Origin of the sequence: Campylobacter concisus, assembly GCF_902460895.1 — a bacterium.
Taxonomy (GTDB): Bacteria; Campylobacterota; Campylobacteria; order Campylobacterales; family Campylobacteraceae; genus Campylobacter_A; species Campylobacter_A concisus_BC.
The window spans coordinates 403346-423254 of sequence record NZ_CABPVL010000002.1 but is presented as its reverse complement, the minus strand read 5'-3'; the positions used below and the strand labels follow the sequence as shown (position 1 = coordinate 423254).

21 protein-coding genes are annotated in these 19909 nt (G+C 40.8%); 5 read left to right on the top strand and 16 right to left on the bottom strand.

What is annotated here, in order from left to right:
* The gene (locus F3G98_RS03310) at positions 1–552 is read left to right on the top strand and encodes a tetratricopeptide repeat protein (RefSeq protein WP_103607688.1); all 552 of its coding nucleotides are present in this window, start codon (positions 1–3) and stop codon (positions 550–552) included.
* 21 nt (positions 553–573) lie between these two features.
* Here the strand turns inward: F3G98_RS03310 and prfB are convergent, their stop codons facing one another.
* Positions 574–1674 (bottom strand): peptide chain release factor 2, encoded by a 1101-nt coding sequence (prfB, locus tag F3G98_RS03305; RefSeq protein WP_103607687.1) that lies wholly within the window; start codon positions 1672–1674, stop codon positions 574–576.
* Positions 1675–1794: 120 nt separating this feature from the next.
* Between prfB and panC the strand changes: the two genes are divergently transcribed.
* From panC to tilS, 3 genes are read left to right on the top strand one after another with little or no spacing between them, the layout of a single operon-like run.
* Entirely contained in the window at positions 1795–2616 is an 822-nt protein-coding gene (gene panC, locus F3G98_RS03300) for a pantoate--beta-alanine ligase (RefSeq protein ID WP_103607686.1), read from the top strand.
* A 2-nt stretch (positions 2617–2618) separates the two neighbouring features.
* The gene (rimO, locus tag F3G98_RS03295; protein WP_103607685.1) at positions 2619–3929 is read left to right on the top strand and encodes a 30S ribosomal protein S12 methylthiotransferase RimO; all 1311 of its coding nucleotides are present in this window, start codon (positions 2619–2621) and stop codon (positions 3927–3929) included.
* Positions 3926–4918, top strand: a complete 993-nt coding sequence (tilS, locus tag F3G98_RS03290; protein ID WP_148823721.1) for a tRNA lysidine(34) synthetase TilS — start codon at positions 3926–3928, stop codon at positions 4916–4918. Before rimO ends, tilS begins: the two co-directional genes overlap by 4 nt.
* Positions 4919–5600: 682 nt before the next feature.
* Here tilS and F3G98_RS03285 read toward each other — a convergent pair.
* Genes F3G98_RS03285 through gmhB form a run of 5 tightly spaced genes read right to left on the bottom strand, consistent with a single transcriptional unit; the run spans position 5601 to position 9454 of the window.
* Entirely contained in the window at positions 5601–5996 is a 396-nt protein-coding gene (locus F3G98_RS03285; RefSeq protein ID WP_103607683.1) for an SseB family protein, read from the bottom strand.
* Position 5997: 1 nt separating this feature from the next.
* Positions 5998–6567 (bottom strand): D-sedoheptulose 7-phosphate isomerase, encoded by a 570-nt coding sequence (gmhA, locus tag F3G98_RS03280; RefSeq protein ID WP_103607682.1) that lies wholly within the window; start codon positions 6565–6567, stop codon positions 5998–6000.
* Positions 6542–7960 carry a D-glycero-beta-D-manno-heptose-7-phosphate kinase gene (gene rfaE1 / locus F3G98_RS03275; RefSeq protein ID WP_103607681.1) on the bottom strand — a complete coding sequence of 473 codons (1419 nt, stop codon included), beginning with the start codon at positions 7958–7960 and terminating at the stop codon, positions 6542–6544. Before rfaE1 ends, gmhA begins: the two co-directional genes overlap by 26 nt.
* Complete coding sequence (rfaD, locus tag F3G98_RS03270; RefSeq protein WP_103607680.1) at positions 7953–8942, bottom strand: ADP-glyceromanno-heptose 6-epimerase; 990 nt, start codon at positions 8940–8942, stop codon at positions 7953–7955. The genes rfaE1 and rfaD overlap by 8 nt, the downstream gene beginning before the upstream one ends.
* Complete coding sequence (gene gmhB, locus F3G98_RS03265; RefSeq protein WP_149725740.1) at positions 8939–9454, bottom strand: D-glycero-beta-D-manno-heptose 1,7-bisphosphate 7-phosphatase; 516 nt, start codon at positions 9452–9454, stop codon at positions 8939–8941. The genes rfaD and gmhB overlap by 4 nt, the downstream gene beginning before the upstream one ends.
* 92 nt (positions 9455–9546) lie before the next feature.
* Here gmhB and F3G98_RS03260 point away from each other — a divergent pair, with 92 nt between their 5' ends.
* Positions 9547–9849, top strand: coding sequence for a c-type cytochrome (locus F3G98_RS03260; protein WP_103607678.1), 303 nt, complete (start codon positions 9547–9549; stop codon positions 9847–9849).
* A gap of 25 nt (positions 9850–9874) precedes the next feature.
* Here F3G98_RS03260 and F3G98_RS03255 read toward each other — a convergent pair whose 3' ends face one another.
* From F3G98_RS03255 to F3G98_RS03215, 10 genes are all read right to left on the bottom strand, one after another.
* Complete coding sequence (locus F3G98_RS03255) at positions 9875–10465, bottom strand: hypothetical protein (protein WP_103607677.1); 591 nt, start codon at positions 10463–10465, stop codon at positions 9875–9877.
* A gap of 50 nt (positions 10466–10515) precedes the next feature.
* Positions 10516–10668: a hypothetical protein gene (locus tag F3G98_RS10345; RefSeq protein ID WP_188116965.1), complete on the bottom strand. Its 153-nt coding sequence runs from the start codon at positions 10666–10668 to the stop codon at positions 10516–10518.
* Positions 10669–10708: 40 nt separating this feature from the next.
* Complete coding sequence (gene epsC, locus F3G98_RS03250) at positions 10709–11260, bottom strand: serine O-acetyltransferase EpsC (protein ID WP_021084481.1); 552 nt, start codon at positions 11258–11260, stop codon at positions 10709–10711.
* A gap of 4 nt (positions 11261–11264) precedes the next feature.
* A complete protein-coding gene (cysK, locus tag F3G98_RS03245; protein WP_012139961.1) occupies positions 11265–12170 on the bottom strand; it encodes a cysteine synthase A in 906 nt (301 codons plus the stop codon).
* 93 nt (positions 12171–12263) lie between these two features.
* Positions 12264–12932, bottom strand: a complete 669-nt coding sequence (locus F3G98_RS03240) for an endonuclease III domain-containing protein (protein ID WP_103607676.1) — start codon at positions 12930–12932, stop codon at positions 12264–12266.
* A complete protein-coding gene (locus tag F3G98_RS03235; protein ID WP_149725739.1) occupies positions 12929–13693 on the bottom strand; it encodes an ATP-binding protein in 765 nt (254 codons plus the stop codon). Before F3G98_RS03235 ends, F3G98_RS03240 begins: the two co-directional genes overlap by 4 nt.
* The gene (gene mfd / locus F3G98_RS03230) at positions 13690–16635 is read right to left on the bottom strand and encodes a transcription-repair coupling factor (protein WP_149725738.1); all 2946 of its coding nucleotides are present in this window, start codon (positions 16633–16635) and stop codon (positions 13690–13692) included. Before mfd ends, F3G98_RS03235 begins: the two co-directional genes overlap by 4 nt.
* Positions 16616–17818, bottom strand: a complete 1203-nt coding sequence (locus F3G98_RS03225) for a Mur ligase family protein (protein ID WP_149725737.1) — start codon at positions 17816–17818, stop codon at positions 16616–16618. The genes mfd and F3G98_RS03225 overlap by 20 nt, the downstream gene beginning before the upstream one ends.
* The gene (locus F3G98_RS03220; RefSeq protein ID WP_149725736.1) at positions 17815–19389 is read right to left on the bottom strand and encodes a GGDEF domain-containing protein; all 1575 of its coding nucleotides are present in this window, start codon (positions 19387–19389) and stop codon (positions 17815–17817) included. Before F3G98_RS03220 ends, F3G98_RS03225 begins: the two co-directional genes overlap by 4 nt.
* Complete coding sequence (locus tag F3G98_RS03215; RefSeq protein WP_103607671.1) at positions 19370–19909, bottom strand: LPS assembly lipoprotein LptE; 540 nt, start codon at positions 19907–19909, stop codon at positions 19370–19372. Before F3G98_RS03215 ends, F3G98_RS03220 begins: the two co-directional genes overlap by 20 nt.

Below are 19909 nucleotides of genomic sequence, written 5' to 3'. Positions count from 1 at the left end.
ATGAAAAAATTTATCATTTTTCTATTTAGCATTTTGCTATTTTGGGGCTGTTCTGCAGATCAAATTTCGCAAAATTTAGGTCTTAGCGAGCCACCACTTGATCCTGAAGTCGAGCAGATAGCAGACGCCATCTATCTATATAACGAAGGCAACTACCAAAAAGCTTGCAAGAGATTTTATGACTACGCAAAAGATGGCAACGTCCTAGCCATGCAGCAAACTGGCGTTTGTTTTCGTGACGGCAAAGGCTTTAGCAAGGATATCTTAAGGGCGCTTTTTTGGTTTGAGACAGCTGGCAGATACGGCAACATAGACGGACTAAGAAGCGCTGGATATATTTACGAATACGGCCTTGGGGTCAATAAAAATTTAGAAAAAGCGATATATTTTTATGAAAAAGCCACTAGTCTTGGCTCAAGCGAGGCCAGCTACGATCTAGGGCTTATCTATCTTGGCAAAAACGACTATAAAAAAGCTAGAATTTATCTTGATGAGGCTTGCTACCATGGCAAAGAAGAAGCCTGCACGAAGCTAAAAGAGATGAAATTTTAGCTCTCATCTCTTTTAAATTTACTACGCCTCAGCCTTTTGAGCGATCAAAACGCCCTCTATCATCTTTTTGATATCACCATCAAGTATCGCGTCAGTTTGTGAGTATGCCTCGCCGCTGCGGTTGTCTTTTACCTGCTGGTATGGAAAAAGTACATACGATCTTATCTGATGACCCCAGCCGATCTCGCTCTTTTCGACGCTGTTGCTCGCCTCTTGCTGTTTCATCAGCTCAAGCTCGTAAAGGCGCGATTTTAGCATCTTCATCGCTGTGGCTCTGTTTTTGTGCTGACTGCGGTCATTTTGGCACTGCACGACGATGCCAGTTGGTATGTGCGTGATGCGGATGGCTGATTCAGTCTTATTTACATGCTGACCGCCTGCACCACTGGCTCTATAAGTGTCTATCTTTAGATCTTTCTCTTCGATCTCGATCTCTATATCATCATCTACTTCGGGGCTTACCATGACGCTAGAAAAGCTCGTGTGGCGGCGTCCTGCGCTATCAAATGGACTTGTGCGAACGAGCCTGTGGATGCCATTTTCTGCCTTGAAATATCCATAGGCATTTTCGCCCTTTACGATAAAGCTCACGTCCTTTAATCCTGCCTCATCGCCCTCTTGAAAGTCCAGAGTCTCGACCTTAAAGCCCTCACGCTCGCAAAATCTAAGATACATCCTATAAAGCATACTCGCCCAGTCGTTACTCTCAGTGCCGCCAGCTCCTGGGTGGATCGATACGATCGCATTTTTGCCGTCATCTTCGCCACTTAAAAGCATAGAAATTTCTAAATTTACTATCTTTTCATCTAAATTTTTAGCATCTTCAAAGAGAGAATTTATAGTCTCCTCGTCATTTTCAGAATTTGCTAGCTCAAAAAGCTCCTTTGCATCGCTAACTGCTTGGTGAGCGTCACTAAATTTAGCAAGCATATTTGAAATTTTTGTCTTTTCTTTATTTAGCGCTCCAGCTTTAGCGATATCTTGCCAAAAGTCAGGGTCTTGCTCTATAGCCTCGATCTCTTTTAGCCTAGCCTTTATCTCGTCAGGCTTTACGATAGAGCCTATGTTTTCAACTTTTGTTTGTAGCTTCTTTAAAAGCTCGTTGTATTCGTAACTATCCAAGTTTTTCTCCATAAATTTTTGCCGATTTTAGCCAAAAGTTGCTTACATTTTTAAATTTACGCCCTTTTAATCCTTTTTTGTTACAATGCCAAGTTAAAATTTAGATAAAAAGAGTCAAATATGCAGATCATAAGAACTATAAACGAACTTGAAAATTTTGTCCAAAATGCAAGCGGCAAGATCGGTTTTGTCCCGACTATGGGCGCACTTCACAACGGACACGTTAGTCTTATAAAAAAATGTGTGAGCGAAAATGAGATAAGCATCGTCTCAACTTTTGTAAATCCAACTCAGTTTTTACCAGGTGAAGATCTGGACAAATACCCAAGAAAAGAGCAAAGCGACATCCAAATTTGCGAGCAAAATGGCGTTAGCGCTATTTTTATACCAGACGAAAAAGAGCTTTACTTTGAAGATGAGCCGCTCATAGTCGCTCCAAAGAAGCTTTCAGCCATCTTAGAGGGCAAAACTAGGCCTGGGCACTTTGATGGCGTCTTAAGAGTGCTAAACAAGCTATTTCGCCTAACTCGTGCAAATAGCGTCTATATGGGTAAAAAAGACACTCAACAACTAATCATCGTGCAAAATATGATAAAGACATTTTTCCTAAACATCGAGCTAGTTGCCTGCGATATCGTTAGAGAGCCAGACGGCCTAGCACTTTCAAGCAGAAATGTCTATATCTGCGACGAAGATAAGTGCAACGCACTAAGGCTTTCAAGATCGCTAAATAAAGCACAAAATTTGATCCAAAATGGCGAAGAAGACGCAAGCGAGATCAAAGCAAGCATGCTTGAGGTACTTGAGCCACTAAAAGTTGATTACGTCGCGGTTACGGATAGAAATTTAAATGAAATTTCAAAGGTAGAAAAAGGCAACACCATCATCTTAGTAGCCGCCTTTGTAGGCAAAACTAGGCTAATAGACAACATCTGGATCTAAAAATGCCAAAACTTCATCTAATCTCGCTTGGTTGTAATAAAAATTTAGTTGATTCTGAGATCATGCTTGGACGCTTGCAAAACTACGATATCACGGACGATATCACGGACGCAGACGTCATTATCGTAAATACTTGCGGCTTTATCAAATCCGCCAAAGAAGAGAGCATCCAAACCATACTTGAGATGCACGAAGCTCGTAAAAATGGCTCTTTGCTGGTAGTGACTGGCTGTCTTATGCAGCGTTACAAAGATGAGCTCATAAAAGAACTGCCAGAGGTCGATCTCTTTACCGGCGTGGCGGACTACGACAAGATCGACGAGATCATCTTAAAAAAGCAAAATTTATTTAGTCCAGAAACTTATCTGCAAGCAAACGAAGAGCGTGTGATAACTGGCTCAAACTACCACGCCTACATCAAAATTTCAGAGGGCTGTAACCAAAAATGCAGCTTTTGCGCGATACCGACATTTAAGGGCAAGCTAAAATCACGCTCGCTTGAAAATATCGTAAATGAGGTCAAAAATCTAGTCAAAAAAGGCTACTACGACTTTAGCTTTTTATCACAAGACTCAAGCTCATATATGCGCGATCACGGCGTTAGCGACGGGCTAATAAATTTAATAGACGAGATAGAAAAGATAAAAGGCGTAAGGAGTGCTAGGATACTTTATCTTTATCCAAGCACGACCAGCAAAGAACTAATAGAGCGTATCATCGCCTCGCCCATCTTTCACAACTACTTTGACATGCCGATCCAGCACATCAGCGAAAATATGCTAAAGATAATGAAGCGTGGAAGTGGCGCTAAAAAGATAAAAGAGCTTTTAAATTTGATGAGAAATGCCAAAAATTCATTCTTGCGAACTGGAGTCATCGTGGGACACCCAGGCGAGAGCGAGGAGGATTTTGAGGAGCTTTGCGAGTTTTTAGAAGAGTTTAAATTTGATAGAATTTCAGCCTTTGCCTACTCAAAAGAAGAAGACACAGCCTCTTTTGAAATGGAGCAAATCCCAGCCAAGATTATCTCAAAAAGGCTAAGCAAGATAGAAAAGATCACCAAAAAAGCGATAAATGAGAGCTTGCAAAAAGAGCTTGGCAAGCAAATTTACGCATCACTTGAGGGCATTAGCAGCGAGGGCGAGATGTTTTACGCTGCCAAAAAAGATATCTGGGACAAAGATATAGACGGCGAAATTTTGATAAACGAAAGCGACGTAAAAGAGCTTGAGATCGGCTCACTCTACCTTTGCGAGGTTGGCGATGTGGTTGATCAAAAACTAGTCGCTACCATCGTCAAAAAAGCAAAATGATAAGCCAAAATGTGCTTGATAGGCTAAGCTTGGGCGCAAACCTGCTTGCCTTCTCGCACGGCATCGATAGCACTGCACTTTTTTACATTTTAGAAGAAGCTGGGGTCAAATTTGATCTAGCCATAGTCGATCACAACGTTAGAGAGCAGAGTAAATTTGAAGTTGAGAGCGCCAAAGAGCTTGCCAGCAAATTTGGCAAAAAAATCTACATAAAAAGCGTAAATTTAGGTAAGTCAAATTTTGAAAAAAAAGCGCGTGAGGCGAGGTATGAGTTTTTTGGTGAAATTTGCCAAAAATATGGCTATGAAAATTTGATCCTAGCGCATCAATTTGACGATAAATTTGAGTGGTTTTTGATGCAGCTTGGCAAGGGCGCTGGGCTAAAAGAGCTCTTTGGCATGAGCGAGCTTGAGAGGAGAGAGCACTTTTGGTTAGTTAGGCCGCTTTTAAATTTACGCAAAAAAGAGCTTCAAAACTACCTTGACGAGCGAGGTTTGCGCTATTTTGTCGATGAGACAAATTTAGATGGCAAGCTTAAAAGAAGCTTTGTTAGGCTAAATTTTAGCGAGCCATTTTTGGACGAGTATTTTAGCGGCGTGAAAAGAAGCTTTGAGTTTTTGGAGGCTGATAGGCAAATTTTGCTGCCAAATATCACAAAGATAGATGATGAAATTTTCATTATAAAAAATGATAGTAACGTGGTTCGAGGCATCGATATGGCGGCAAAAGAGCTAAATGTGCTCTTAAGCAAGGCTCAAAAAGATGAACTAAGCGCAAATTTAGCAAAGCAAACAAGCGTGGTGCTAAGTGGCAAGATCGCCGTTGGCTACGCTAATGGATACATCCTAGTAACGCCATTTTGCAAAGCCGTAATGCCAAAAATATTTAAAGAAAAGGCTAGAATTTTAAAGCTACCAGCGATAAATAGAGGCTATTTATTTGCAAATGGCGTTCAATTAGAAAACCTTTCTAAATTTTTTAGTAGATAGAGCGTTTTAGGCTATAAATTTGATCTACTAAAGGCTAATTTAAAACTAAATTTTGCTCTAACTCTTAAGCTAAAGCGCCCACAAACATTAATAATTAGAGTAAAAACCGTGAATTTGATTTTAGTTATTTTATCTCTGAGATAAACTGCTTTTGCATTTAATTTTAGAGTATAAAGGCTATAAATTTAATCCACAAAAGAGCAAATTTAAAATTTCTAGTGCTAAATTTTACCCTTACGGTATTAACACTAAGGCGACAAGTGTGCAAATTTGAAATTTTATCAGCAAATTTACTCCAGCTCTTTTTGCTTTGTCGTAGCTGCTTTTAAAGTTAAATTTGGAGTGGCAAAAACTAGAAATTTAAAGTCAAATTTATAGCTCTAGCCTTAGCAAAATATGGCACTAAAGCTGCAAATTTGGTCACATCGCCTACAAGCCATTAAACAAAATTATAAAAGCTTAAATTTGATATACGAGATAGTGAAATTTGTTGCTTATTAAATTTAGCCCATCTACAATATCAAATTTAATAAACGCGTCCAACAAGTCAAATTTATAAACCAGCGCCGATCACAGCAAAAAAGCTAGCCCATAAATTTTAAACAAGCCAGCAGTTTAAATTTACCTCATCAAAGCCATTTGCATAAAATAATACGTAAAATTTTATAAATTTTATTACGCACTAGGCGAGGATTTTTTCTATCAGCTCTCTTTTTAGCACAAAGTCATAGCTAAAAGCATCCACAACGACACCAGCATAACTACTCTCTTTTAGCATCGCTAGATACTCTTTTAGCCCTATCTCTATACTCTCTTGCTCGCTGTCGTTTCGCCAAAGTTTCATCGCCTCTTTGCTAGTAAATGCCGGAAAATAGCTAAGCTTTTCGCTCTCATCTTCAAGGAGGATAAATTTGATATTTGAGCCCTCTTCTTCATAAACAACGCCGCCATCAGGCTTTGCAAGTGCTTGGTTTAAAAGCACCGGAGCAAAAAATGTGGCCTTTTTTAAAGCCGATATCAAATTTATCTCATTTTGCTCGTTAGGCTCATTTAAAAATTTATCCATCGCTTCTTGCATTTTAGCTCCTAAAAGCCTCATCTACGGCCTGACAGATCGTGTGTATGAAAAAGATGTGTGACTCTTGGATCCTTGCAGTATCGCTTGAACTAACGACTAAATTTAGATCACATCCTTCATTCATCGCGCCACCGCCTTTACCGCTAAGTCCGAGCACTGCAACGCCCATTTTTTTAGCACTTTTTATCGCTTCAAGGACGTTTTTACTATTGCCACTTGTCGAGATCGCCACGAGCAAGTCGCCCTCCTGCGCCAAAGCCTCAAACTGGCGTGAAAAGACGTAGTCAAAGCCGTAGTCGTTGCCAATGGCCGTAAGCGCTGAAGTATCGGTAGTTAGCGCGATGCCTGGTAGTGCTTGACGCTCGCTTTTATATCTGCCAGTTAGCTCGGCTGCAAAATGCTGTGCGTCCGCCGCAGAGCCGCCGTTGCCACATATTAGCACCTTTTTGCCGTTTTTTAGCGTATCAGCTACCATCTGGCAAGCACGCTCTAGGCTACCCAGCAAATTTACATGCTCGATAAATGTCTTTTGGTGAGCTTCGAGCTCATTTTTTATCATCGTTTTTAGCATCTTTTATCCTTTTTATTATACCTGTTGTGCTTTTGCCCTCGACAAAGTCGATCAGCCTGACCTCTTTTACGATCTCGCTGCCAACGACCTCTTTGCCCTTATAATCAGCCCCCTTTACAAGCACGTCTGGCTTTATTTTGGTGATCAAATTTAAAGGCGTATCCTCATCAAAAATCACGACATAATCAACAAATCCAAGCCCACTTAGTACGCAGGCTCTATCATCTTGCGAATTTATAGGACGCTCATCGCCTTTTAGTCTCTTAACTGAAGCGTCCGAGTTTAGCCCGACAACCAAAAGATCGCCAAGCTCCCTTGCTCGGGCTAGGTATTTTACGTGCCCAGCGTGCAAGATATCAAAGCAGCCATTTGTGAAAACGACCTTTTTCTTGCCCTTTTGGCTCAAAATTTCCTCTAGCTCCTCAACACTTTTAAGTTTATGCTCAAAATTTGCCCCAAACGAGCTATTTAGCAGCTGCTCGATCTCGCTAAAGCTAGCCGTTGCGCTGCCGATCTTTGCCACGACAACGGCTGCTGCTAGGTTTGCTATCTTTATTGCCTCTTTTATGTCAGCTCCAGTTGCTAGCATGTAGCCAAGTGTAGCAAGCACCGTATCTCCAGCGCCAGTGACGTCGAAGACCTCTTTTGCCTTGGCAGCAAAGATGTGTAGCCTGTCATCATATAGCGCGATGCCCTCTTCTGAGATCGTGATGATCGAATAGGTCAAATTTAGCTCGTCTTTTAGCTGTTTTATCGCCTTTTCAAGCTCGGCCTTGTCTTTTATCTTTAAATTTGTAGCCTCGCTCGCCTCTTTTTTATTTGGCGTGAGCAGGGTCGCGTTTTTGTATTTTGAGTAGTCACTGCCTTTTGGGTCTATGAGCACTGGGATATTTAGCCTCACGCACTCATTTATGGTCTCTTGGCAGACTTTTTCGCTAAGCACGCCTTTGCCGTAGTCACTTAGCAAGACGGCCTTAAAATTTGCAAGGTTTTCTTTGACTTTTAAGACAAGCTCATCTTCTAAATTTATCTTGACAACGCTCTCTTTATCGATCCTGACAACTTGCTGATGAGATGCCATAATGCGGCTTTTTATCGAGCTTTCGCGCCCTTTTTCAGTAAGGATCAGCTCATCTTTTACATTTAGCTCAGCAAGCTTCTCTTTTATCTTTTTACCAGCCTCGTCATCTCCTAAGACGCTAGCCACGCTCACATTTGCACCAAGGGAGAGTAAATTTCTCACCACGTTACCAGCGCCACCAAGCGTGTAGGTTTCGTTATTTATCTTTACAACTTGCACCGGTGCCTCAGGCGAGATGCGCTCGCAGCTACCCCAGATATAGTGATCTAGCATGAGATCGCCGACGACTAAAATTTTAACTCTCTTAGCCATTTAGTTCTTCCTTATAAATTCTCTTTATCTCTGGCAAGTAGTCTTTTATCGCCTCTTCTAAGCTCCAAGTCGCACTAAAGCCAAATGCCTCGCGAGCTGGGGCTACGTCGGCCTCTGTGTGAAACTGATATGAGCCGATAAATGGGTTTTTGATATATTCGTTGCCTAAATTTACGCCGATCTCACGCTGCAAGATGTCAGCGATATCTTGAAAGCTTCTAGCCTTGCCAGTGGCTGCGTTATAGACGCCACTTGGCGCGTCAAGCGCTTTTATATTTGCGTCAATGATATCTTTTATATAGACAAAGTCGCGCTTGATCTGGTCGCTGCCCTCAAAGAGCCTTGGAGTCTTGCCGGCTAAAATTTGAAGTCCAAACTGAAGCACCATCGAGGCGGTTTTATTTTTGAAAAACTCGCCCTTGCCAAAGACGTTAAAATACCTCAGTCCAACCACGCTCACGCCGCGCTTTGCGTAAATTTTATTGATATTATCCATGCTTAGTTTGCTAAAGCCGTAAACGTTATTTGGCGCTTCGCACTCGCCAACTGTTTGCGGGCTCTTTGCGTTACCATAAGTCGCCCCTGAGCTAGCGTAGATCATCTTTGCGCCCAAACTCTCGCAGATATCAAGCAAATTTACAAAGGCATTTACATTTGTTTTTATTAGCTCGTCTTGCTCTTTTACGGTCGTGTCTGAGATCGCTGCTTCGTGGTAGATGACGTCTGGGCGAAAGCTTTTTATCTTCTCAAGCGTGCTAAGATCATTAATGTCGCCAGCGTAAATTTCACCTTTAAAGCCAAGTAAATTTTTAAAATGACCAAAGCTTTTTAGGTTGCCGTTGCTAAATGTCTCGTCGTTTCTAAATTTATCCACGACAAGCACGTGAGCATCTTTAAAATTTTCATCAAAATAGTGCGCCAAAGCTGAGCCGATAAAGCCAGCGCCGCCAGTTATAACTATCTTTTTTCCGTTTAAATTCATAGTGATTTTTCCTTTTTTAGCTTATTTAAAACATCTCTTACATCTTTAAAATTTACGCCATCAAGCAAGAAATTTCTACCAACACCTGCTCTTTTGCCAGCCTCGACGTCGCTTGGCTTATCGCCTATCATGAGCGAGTTTTCAAGGTCAATGTTAAACTCTTTGCAAGCATCAAGTATCATTTTTGGATTTGGCTTTCTGCAGGTGCATTTTTGCTCTGGAGCGTGCGGACAAAAATAGACTTTGGTGATAAAAATTTGCTCTTTTTTAAAGCTTTCTAGCATAAATTTGTTTAGAGCGTCAAACTGCTCCTGCGTGTAGTAGCCCCTGCCGATGCCTGATTGATTTGTCACGACAAAAAGCTTGTAGCCAGCCCCAGCAAATTCCCTCAACGCATCAAAAATGCCATCAACAAATTTGAAGTCTTTGATCTCACAAACATATCCAGCGTCTTCATTTATGACACCGTCTCGGTCTAAAAAAAGTGCTTTTTTGGCTGTTTCTTTTATCATTTGGTGATTATAGCCAAAATATTTTAACCCGCCCCTTGCAAATTTACATTTTTGTATTATAATGCCAGCACGTTTTTAAAAAAGGATGACAAATGAAAAAACTACTAATCGTTTCAAGTGTTGCAGCACTACTTTCAACTGCTGCTTTCGCTGCAGATGGCGCTACTATCTATAAAAAATGCGTTGCCTGTCATGGCGCTAAAGCTGAAAAAGTTTTCAATAACAAAGTTCCAGCTTTAACATCACTTGATGCAGCAGCTATCGAAGCAGCTCTAAAAGGCTACAAAACAGGAGCAAATAATTTTGGTCTTGGTGCTATGATGAAACCTATCGCTACTCCAATGAGCGATGAAGATGCAAAAGCAGTAGCTGAATACATCCAAACTTTAAAATAATCACAGGGGCGCTCGCCCCTTTTTTCTACAAATTTAAACTCACACCAAATTTTAAAAGCTCTCTTGGCAGATAGTCATCTAAGTTGCTGATCGTGCTATTATCTATCTCTATTAAATTTAGACCATATTTTTTATAAAGCTCTATCTTTTGCTCTTTTCTTTTTAGATATGCCTCATTATCTTCTAAGCCCCAAAATTCAACATAGACCTTGCCTTTTGGTATGTAAAAATCACAATAGATATCTTCTTCTACTGGCACTCTTTTTTCATAGGCATAGGCTATGCCCTCAGCAAAAAGCCAGTTTGCGATGACTAGCTCGGCCCTGCTTCTTACGTAGTGGCCACCGCTTGTTCGGTATTCAGCCTTAAATTTCTCTCTAAAATCTTCTTTTTGCTCTTCTCTGGCTACTTTTGCGCCAATTTTTACTATCTCGTTTATGAAATTTTCATTACAAAGTAGCCTCTCATCCCACCTAACACTTGCTTTGCCCATGTAGAAATTTTGCTTGCCGCCATAGTATTTGCCAATATCTGTTACATTGTAGCCATTGTCACATTTTTTTATAAAGCCCAAATTTAGCAAAGCCAAATTTACATCTTTTGCATTTTTTGCCAAATTTCTTTGCTATCTCTTTTGCACTAAATGTATCAGCTATATTTCTTTGATTAAATTTCACATAAGTTTTTTGGCGCAGTTTTCGTTTTATAAATTTCATCATCAAATTTACTAGCACGACAAATATTATTATTAGGTAGCGCAAAGCTAAAAAATGCCGGCAACATAATGGATAGTAAATTTGCCGTATCAAAAATTTGCATTTTAGCTTTCCTTGCTGCATGGGGAGATCAAATTTTGCTTTTAGATGATAAATTCTGGTTCAAATTTTGTCCCATTTACTCTGACAATCCTTGCTGGTATGCCAACTACGGTTGCGTTTGCTGGGACGTTTTTTAGCACAACTGAGTTTGCGCCGATCTTGGCATTTTCGCCGATCGTTATAGCCCCAAGTATCTTTGAGCCAGCGGCGATAGTCACGCCATTTTTAATGGTCGGATGGCGCTTGCCACACTCTTTGCCAGTGCCTCCAAGTGTCACTTGATGATACATCATTACATCATCACCAACCTCGGCCGTCTCACCGATAACCACGCCCATGCCGTGATCTATGAAAAATCTCCTACCGATCTTAGCGCCCGGGTGGATCTCGATGCCTGTTAGAAATCTTGCTATTTGCGAGATGAGTCTAGCTAGAAAAAACCACTTTTTCTCATATAAAAAATGAGAAATTTTGTGAAATAAAACCGCATGGATGCCAGGAGTGTTTATAAGTATCGCCAAAAAGCAACAACTATGCACCGATGGGTCTTTTTCACGGACAGTTTGAACTAGCTCTTTTAGACTCTCCCACATAATTTTACGCTCCGTAAAGCTCTGTACTTAGGTATCTCTCGCCGTTATCTGGAGCTATGAAAAGCACTTTTTTGCCAGCGCCAAGTCTTTTAGCCACTCTTTTTGCAGCCACGTAAGAAGCGCCGCCACTTATGCCTATCATTAAGCCATCGCTCTTTGCGATCGCTCTAGCTGCGTTTAGTGCGTCATCGTTGCTTACTTTTTCTACTTCGCTAACTAGGCTCATATCCATTGTATTTGGTAAAAATCCAGCTCCGATGCCTTGAATTTTATGTGGTCCTGGATTGCCGCCACTTAAAACCGGTGATGCCTCAGGCTCTACTGCGATGATCTTAGTGTCATAGCCTTTTTCTTTTAGAACCTTTGCCACGCCGCTTATCGTGCCACCTGTGCCAACGCCTGCTACAAAGGCATCAAGCTTGCTAAAATCAGCCACGATCTCAGCAGCTGTTGTTAGCTCGTGAGCTTGTGGATTGTACTTGTTTTCAAACTGGCTTAGCATTACGTGATTTGGCTGAGAAGCTAGCTCAGTAGCTTTTGCGATCGCCGCTTTCATACCGCCAGCTGCAGGAGTTAGCTCAAGATGAGCACCATAAGCTGCAACGATCTTGCGTCTTTCGATACTCATACTCTCAGGCATGCAAAGAATCACTTTAAAGCCAAGTGCAGCACCGCACATAGCTACGCCGATACCTGTATTACCGCTTGTTGGCTCAACGATAGTGTCGCCATGTTTTAGCGTGCCATCAGCTAGCATTTTAGTGATCATATTAAACGCGATCCTATCTTTTACAGAGCCGCCTGGGTTAAAAAACTCTAATTTTACGTAAATTTCAGCCTCATCAGCACCTGTTTTAACCTTTACGATAGGTGTATTACCGATCGTTTTTACGATGTTATCGTAGATCATCAATCCTCCTAAAATAAATTTCTTGTAAATTTAGCATAGAATTTAAAATAAAACATAAAAAGTCCTAATTTGCGCTAAATTTAAAATAAAAATTTAGTTTTTAGTGCCATCAAGCACCTCTTGTCCGCTTTGGCTTAAAATTTTACCTTTAAAATTTTCCTTGCAAAACTCCAAAATAAGCGCGTGATAAAGCTTTAAAACCTCACTCTCGTCAAATTTCTCGCTATCAAGAAATTTATAAATTTCATCATAATCAAGCGAACTAAACCACTCAGCCGCCTCGTCGTAGCTCTCAAAAATGTAGTCAAAATATGCCATTATCCTAAGCGCATAAGCATCAACGACCATGTAAGGCTTGCCGCAGGCGTATGCCAGTATCGCGTCGCAAGTCTCAGCGCCAACGCCTTTTACGCTTATAAGCCACTCGCGGCCTACGTTTTCTTTGAAATTTTCAAAGCTCTCAAATTCATTTTTTATAGCTAGGCAAAGCGTCTTTAGCCGTTTTGCCTTTGTGTTGTAAAAGCCACTTGGCTTTATGAGCGTGGCAAGCTCGCTGTTTTCAAGCGTGCAAATGCCTTGCAAGCTATCTTTGCTGGCATTTTTTAGATTATTTAGAGCTTTTTCTACATTTTTCCAGTTGGTATTTTGCACTAAAATAGCACCCAAAATAACCTCAAAAGTGCCCTCGCCTGGCCATTTTAGCTCGTCTAAATTTCTACTTTTGTGATTTAGCAGAGCTAAAAATAGATCAGTTGATCTCATTTTAAATTTTCTTTAAATGTTAGATAAAACTGCTTTGCAGTCCTGCCACTTCTGCTAGCCCTAAGAGTGGCGAAATTTTTAGCAAGCGTGTGAAGCTCGTCTTTGTTGCCAGTGTAGTCTTTAAAATAAAAATCAACCATTTTTAGATACTCGTCGTAGTTGCCTTGATAAAAGCTGACCCAAAGACCAAAGCGGTCTGAGAGAGAAATTTTCTCCTGAGTGGCGTCGCTGTAGTGAATTTCTCCATCTATTAGCTCTGAGTTTTCATTTTCACTCTTAAACTCGCTTATTAGGTGGCGGCGGTTTGATGTGGCGTATAAAAGGACGTTTTTAGGCGGCTTTTGGATAGAGCCGTCCATAATAGGCTTTAGAAATTTATACTCATTACTGCCATTTTCAAAGCTTAGATCATCGCAGAAAATGATAAATTTAAACTCGCTCTTTCTGATCTCATCGATGATGTCGCCAAGATATTTTAGATCCTCGCAACCGATCTCTACGATACGAAGTCCCATCTTATAAAACTGCGTAAACACCGCCCTCACAAGGCTTGACTTGCCACATCCTCTCTCACCCCAAAGAAGCACGTGATTTGCCTCGTCGCCAGCTATAAAATTTCTAGTATTTTTTAGCAAAATTTCTTTTTGTTTCTCTAGCCCATAAAGTGAGTCGATATCGACAAAATCGATATCCTCAACTGGTTTTAACATCCCTTTTGTACTTCTATATATCGCTGCGTACTTCACGCCCCAATCTATCATCTCTTATCCTTTCTTAGATAGACCAAAATTTCAGCCAAAACATCGTCGTCGTCCTTGCTACGTGACTTTAGCCTGATCTTCTCGTTGTCATTTTTTGTTATTAGTATATTTTGCTCGCTGTTTGAGATAGTCTTTATGCCAGCTTTTAGGGCTAAAATTTTGATGATGATAAGGTCTAAAAACTGCTTTGTAAAGGTATCTATCTTGCCAAATCTATCCTCAAGCTCGCTTTGTATCTCATAGACCTCAGCGACCTCTTTGCACTTGCTAAGGCGTCTGTAAATTTCAAGCCTGAGCCTATCTTCTCTTATAAATTCTTGATTTAAAAAGGCGCTTACGCTAAGCTTTAGATCGATCTTATCAAGCTTTGCGGAGTCTTGATTAAGAAGCTTGTTTATCTCATCTTCTAGCATCTTTAGATATAGCGAGTAGCCGATAGCCTCGATGTGACCGCTTTGCGCCTCGCCGATGATGTTACCACCACCCCTTATCTCAAGGTCGTGATAGGCCAGCACCGAGCCAGCGCCCAAAAATGAGTTGCCCTCAAGTGCAACAAGTCGTTTTAGCGCGTCTTTGCTAATGGCGTTTTTATCTTCCACCAAAAAGTAGCAGTAAGCCTGCTTGTCGCTTCTACCCACGCGACCGCGCAGCTGATGCAAGTCAGCCATGCCAAATTTATTAGCATTTTCTACGATTATAGTGTTTGCATTTGGCAAGTGGATGCCGCTTTCAACGATGCTGGTGCAAAGTAGCAAGTCATACTCACCCCGCTCAAATTTCATCATCTCATCTTCAGCGACTTTTGCATTTATCTTTGAGTGAAGTATCAAAATTCTAAGCTTTGGCAAAATTTTTCTTAGCTCATTTGCTGTCTGCTCGATGTCTGCGATGTGGTTATGGATGTAAAAGGTCTGCCCGCCGCGTCTTAGCTCACGCATGATAGCCTCTTTGACGACCTTCTCGTCCCACTCTCTCACGCTTGTTCTCACATCGAGCCTCGAGCTTGGCGGAGTGGCTAAAATGCTATATGTTTTTATCTTGCTAAGTGCCATATTTAGGCTTCTTGGTATCGGCGTGGCGCTCATACTTAGGATGTGTGAGTGCTGAGAAATTTCTTTTAGCTGCTCTTTTTGCTTAACGCCAAATTTATGCTCTTCATCAACGACGATAAGCCCTAAATTTTCAGCCTTTACACCAAGAAGTGCATGCGTACCCACGCAAACTATAGGCTCATTTTCTTTTAGCGCTTTTTGCAAGCTTGATTTTTCTTTGGCGCTTGAGAAGCGGTCTAACCTAAAGACCTTTATGCCAAATTTGCTAAATCTCTGGCTTAACGTCTTGTAGTGCTGCGAGCTAAGAAGCGTCGTTGGCACAAAGAAAAATGCACTAAAGCCTGATTTTATGCAGGTAAATATGGCATTCATCGCGACTTCAGTCTTGCCAAAGCCAACATCTCCGCTAAGCAGCCTATCCATCACCTTGCCGCTTTTTAGCTCATCTTTTATATCATTTACCGCCTTTTGCTGATCATTTGTGTATGAAAAGCCAGCGTCTTGGACGAAATTTAGATAAGAGATATCCTCTTTTTGTAAAATTTTGCCTGCAATTAGCTCCCTTTTTGCCGCCATCGCCACGATCTTTGAAGCGATCGCGAAGAGTTTTTCTCTAACCTTCTCTTTTATCTTGGCAAAATTTGCCTTACCCAAGCGATCAAGCACCGCCATAGAGCCATTTTGCGCGATGTAGCGATCTATCAAATTTAGATGCTCGACTGGCAAAAGAAGCTTATCGTCATTTTGGTAGGCAATTACTACAAATTCTTTCGTCGCGCCCAAAACCTTGATCTTTTCAAGCCCCAAAAATCTGCCTATACCATAATCTTCATGCACGACATAGTCATTTACTTTTAGCTCATCGACCACGAGGCTTGAGCGTTTTACTCGCCTTTTTTTCTCAAATTTATTTAGTGATACTACGATCTTGTCATTTGAGGTTAAATTTACTACAAGGGGCGAAATTTCAAGCTTTACGTTGGCAAAGCCATCAAGCTCATAACCCTTAAAAAGCCCCTCATTTCTTGAAAGAACGGTTATACTTTTGCTCTTGTTTAGCTCAAAAAAGTCAAAATTTAAAGTAACTTCTAAATCTTTATAGACCTTTGGCTCAGGCAAAATTTCAATGCCCTTAAATTTCTCCTCAGGCGCGTCATAAATTTCAAAATCGATCTTCTTAACCAGCTTTGAGTCAAAATCTTTTAAGTAGTCGCTAAAGCTATCTATCGCCCAAAATCCAAGCGAATTTAGATCGCTCACTATGGCGTCACTCTGCATATCCTCGATCTTTTGGCTAACTTTTTCAAACTCATCTTTGCTCAAATTTGCGATAAATGGCACAATCTCAGCTTCGCTTAGCTCATTTTTGTTGCTAATTTGCGTGGCGGTGTTGTAGTTTCTGATGCTCTCCACCTCATCGCCAAAGAGTAAAATTCTAACAGGATCGTCCATATTTACGCCGTAAATGTCGATCACTTCGCCGCGTATGCTAAACTCACCAACGCTCTCAACGATATCGACGCACTCGTAGCCAAATCGTATGAGCAAGTCGGCAAATTCGCTTAAATTTAGATTATCTTTTAGCTTGATCGTTGAGCTTTCTAAGTTTTTTTGCGTTGGAAGTGGGTTTAAAAGCGTGCTAAATGGGCTTATGATGATCTTTTTGCCATCAAATTTATAGTATTTGCTAAGAACGGATGAAATTTCAAAAAGCTCTTCGTTAAAGCTTCTTAGATCATCGCCCTTTTTAGCTCTAAAATCAGGTAGTTTAAATGCGCTAAAGCCAGCAAAACTGGCCGCGTCAGCGCAGAGTGCCGCCTCTTTGTCATCTTCGCAGATGAGAATTTGTGGGGTGTGTGTTAAAAGATACTCATAGACCTTTGCTTGCATAGTACTCTTTTAAAAAGGCTTCGACCAAGTGAAACGAGCCAAATGCTAGGTAAATTTTGCCGTTTTTTGCCTCTTTTATATCGTTCATATCGCTTGGCTCAAACTCTCTATGCGAAATTTCAAGCTCGTTTAGCGCTTTATTTATAAGCTCTCCGCCAAGCTCCCTGCCCTCGCAGTGGTAGTGATAAAGTAGCACGTCCTCAATGGCTGGCTTTAGAGCTGCCAAAACTGCCTTGAAATCTTTATCTAAAAACGAGTTATAAACTAGTGTTAGTTTTTTGCCGCTAAACTCTTCTTGGCTAAATTTCTTAGCCACAGCCTTTGCACCAAGCTCGTTGTGACCGACATCCACGTATAAATTTGAAGCGATCTTTTCGCATCTGCCTCGAAGCGATAAAGCGCCAAGCCTTTTGATATCTATGCTGCTATCTAAAATTTTAGCCGCGGCGTAGGCTAGAGTTAAATTTGAGCGTAAAAACTCTGGTAGGTTAAATTTATCTGCGTAGTTTGCGATCTCGTTTAAATTCTCTTTGGTCAAAATTTCTCTTGGAAAGCTCAGAGTTGCGCCTTTTTCGCTTGCGATCTCTTTTGCGATAGCCACACTTATCTCGTTCATCTCATCATTTAAAATAGCTCTTTTGCCCATGGCTTCAAATTTCGTGCGTGAAATTTCTTCTATGCTATTTCCCAGTATCGCCGTGTGGTCAAAGCCGATCGGAGTAAAGATGCTTAGCTCTTTTTCAAAGACATTTGTCGCATCCAGCACGCCGCCCATGCCAGCCTCGCAGACAAAGTAGTCACAACCCTCAAAAAGCACCGCAGAAAGCAGAGTCATATACTCAAAATAGCTCGTTTTTATCTTGTATTCATCACTCAAGAGAGCTTGCAAACGCTCGTGAGCTACCTCTAAAATTTCATCGCTAGCAACCTCGCCATTTAGCCAAAATCGCTCGTTAAATTTAAATATATGTGGGCTCGTGTAGTGGCCTACTTTTGCGCCATTTTGGCTTAAAATTTGCGCTAAAAAGCGGCCCGTGCTACCTTTGCCATTTGTGCCGATGATGTGGATTATCTTAAAAGGCTTTAGATGGCCTTTGATCGTATCATAAGCCCTTATGATCCTACCATAGTCGATCTCTTTGTAGTAAAGTGGCTTGCCATCAAGAAATTTCGCTAGGCTCATTTTTCCTCGATTATCTTTGGCATGACTTGGTTTCTGCCGCCCTCTTTTGAAAGATAGAGCATCTTATCAGCACCCTCAAGCGTCATCGTGTCACTTAAATTTGCACTTCTTGTCGCCACACCAGAGCTAATGGTAACTTTGATGCGCTCGTTTTTATAGATAAATTTGAAATTTTCGATCATACTTCTTAGCTTATCGCCAAATCTAACACCATCTTTTAGGCTCGTACTTGGTAGCAAAATGACAAATTCTTCGCCACCATATCTACCGACAAAATCAACCTTTCTAGCATTTTTCTTAAGCACTTGAGCCACGGCTGAAAGGATCACGTCGCCAGCTTCGTGTCCGTAGGTGTCATTTATCTTTTTAAAGAAGTCAATATCAACAAAGCAGATCGAATAGTCCGTGCCGTAACGTTTATAAGCCTCTTCGATACGCTGAATTTCACTCATCAAAGCGCGCTTTGTAGCAACTTTTGTTAAAAAGTCCTCTTTGCTCTCAAGCTTAGCAGCTTCAAGCTCTTTTTCTAGGCTTGTGACCCTGTTTTGAAGCTCAGAAATGGTAGCTTGCTTGCTGTTCATCTCAAGACCAAGCTCCTTACTCTCGATCTCCAAGGCACCTGCGATCTCGATAAGCATGCTCTTTACATGATCGATGCTATTTGCATTTAAATTTACATTTTTAAGATCATTTTTGATGCTTTGCACCTTAGCTGAGCTACTTTGAGAGCTAGCTGCGATATCTGAAATCCTCTCGCCTATGCTTTGTAAGATGTTGTTTAAAGAGCCAACCTTTTCGATGATCTCGGTTCTATCTTCTTCGATCCTGCGATCAACAAAACCCTTTATCTTATCTTGAAATTCTTTGCTATTTAGGCTTTGTGGATTTTGCTTTAAAACACTTCTAATGGTGCTAAGCTCTTCGCCAAGCTCCTTTGTGATAGAAGGCTCAAGCGCAAAATTTAAAAGCTCAACTAAAGCGTTTTCTTCTGCATTTTCATTTTTTTGAGATAAAAATTTCTCAAGCTCAGCGCTCATAGTCTTTAGATCGTCAAAGTCTCTCACGCCGTAATATTTCAAAAAGTCCAAAAATTCAGTATCGTAAGAGCTTACAAAGTCAAACCATTTAAGGCACATCTCTTCAAGATTTTTCTCATCATATCTTCTAGCAAGTAGCTGCATGCCTTGCTCTGCTAAAGCTTTTGCATCTTTGTTGTGAAGCATAGAGATGGCTTGGAGAATTCTTCTTGCAAAGGCATTTAGTGACTTTAACTTTTTATCATCAACCACTTGTGCTGTGCCATTTTTAGCACCATGAGAGAGCCTAGCGGTCATAAAAGCTACAAACTCATCAACCGTTTTTATATGAAGACTTATAGCTTGCGCCTTGTAGTCATCAGCGAGCCTTGAGATATATTTTTCTATCTTTTTGCTCTCTTCGGTTGTAAATCCATATTTTTTAGAAATTTCATTATAAACTTCGGTGTAGTTTTCTGGCGTTAGCATCAAATGGCGATCTTTTATCTCGCTCAAGGCTTCCTTGACTATTTGACTAACGGTTATTGCTGCCATTTTTATATCCTTTTACAGCTAAATTTGCGATGTACTCATCAAAAGCCTCTTTTGAAGCCTCTTTTATGGCTTCATATTTTTGAGTATCGCTAATAACACTATCTGCGTATCTTACGCTCTTTTGACGTCTTGCCACACTAAAATCATACTCGCCAGTAGCAGGTATATCTACGACACGACCATCTTTAAATTTGGTTTTATAGTTTAAAATCAAAAGAGCTTTATAAGATGTGATATAGCCATATTCATCATAGATGATTGCCTCATAATTTAAGCTTTTCACCGAAACTATTATCGAAGTATCAGCGCTATCTTTGCTTGATAGTGATTTATGTAGTCTTGCGACCATGCCCTCTTTTACGGCGTCTTTTATCCAGACACTATTTTTTGGCTCTTCTTTGCTGATGATAACATCAACATAAACTCTATCTCCAACCAAATCCTGCGAGATCTTTGAAACTGGTTTATAGCCACATCCGCATATAAATATCGCAATAAAAAACGCTAAAAAATATCTCAA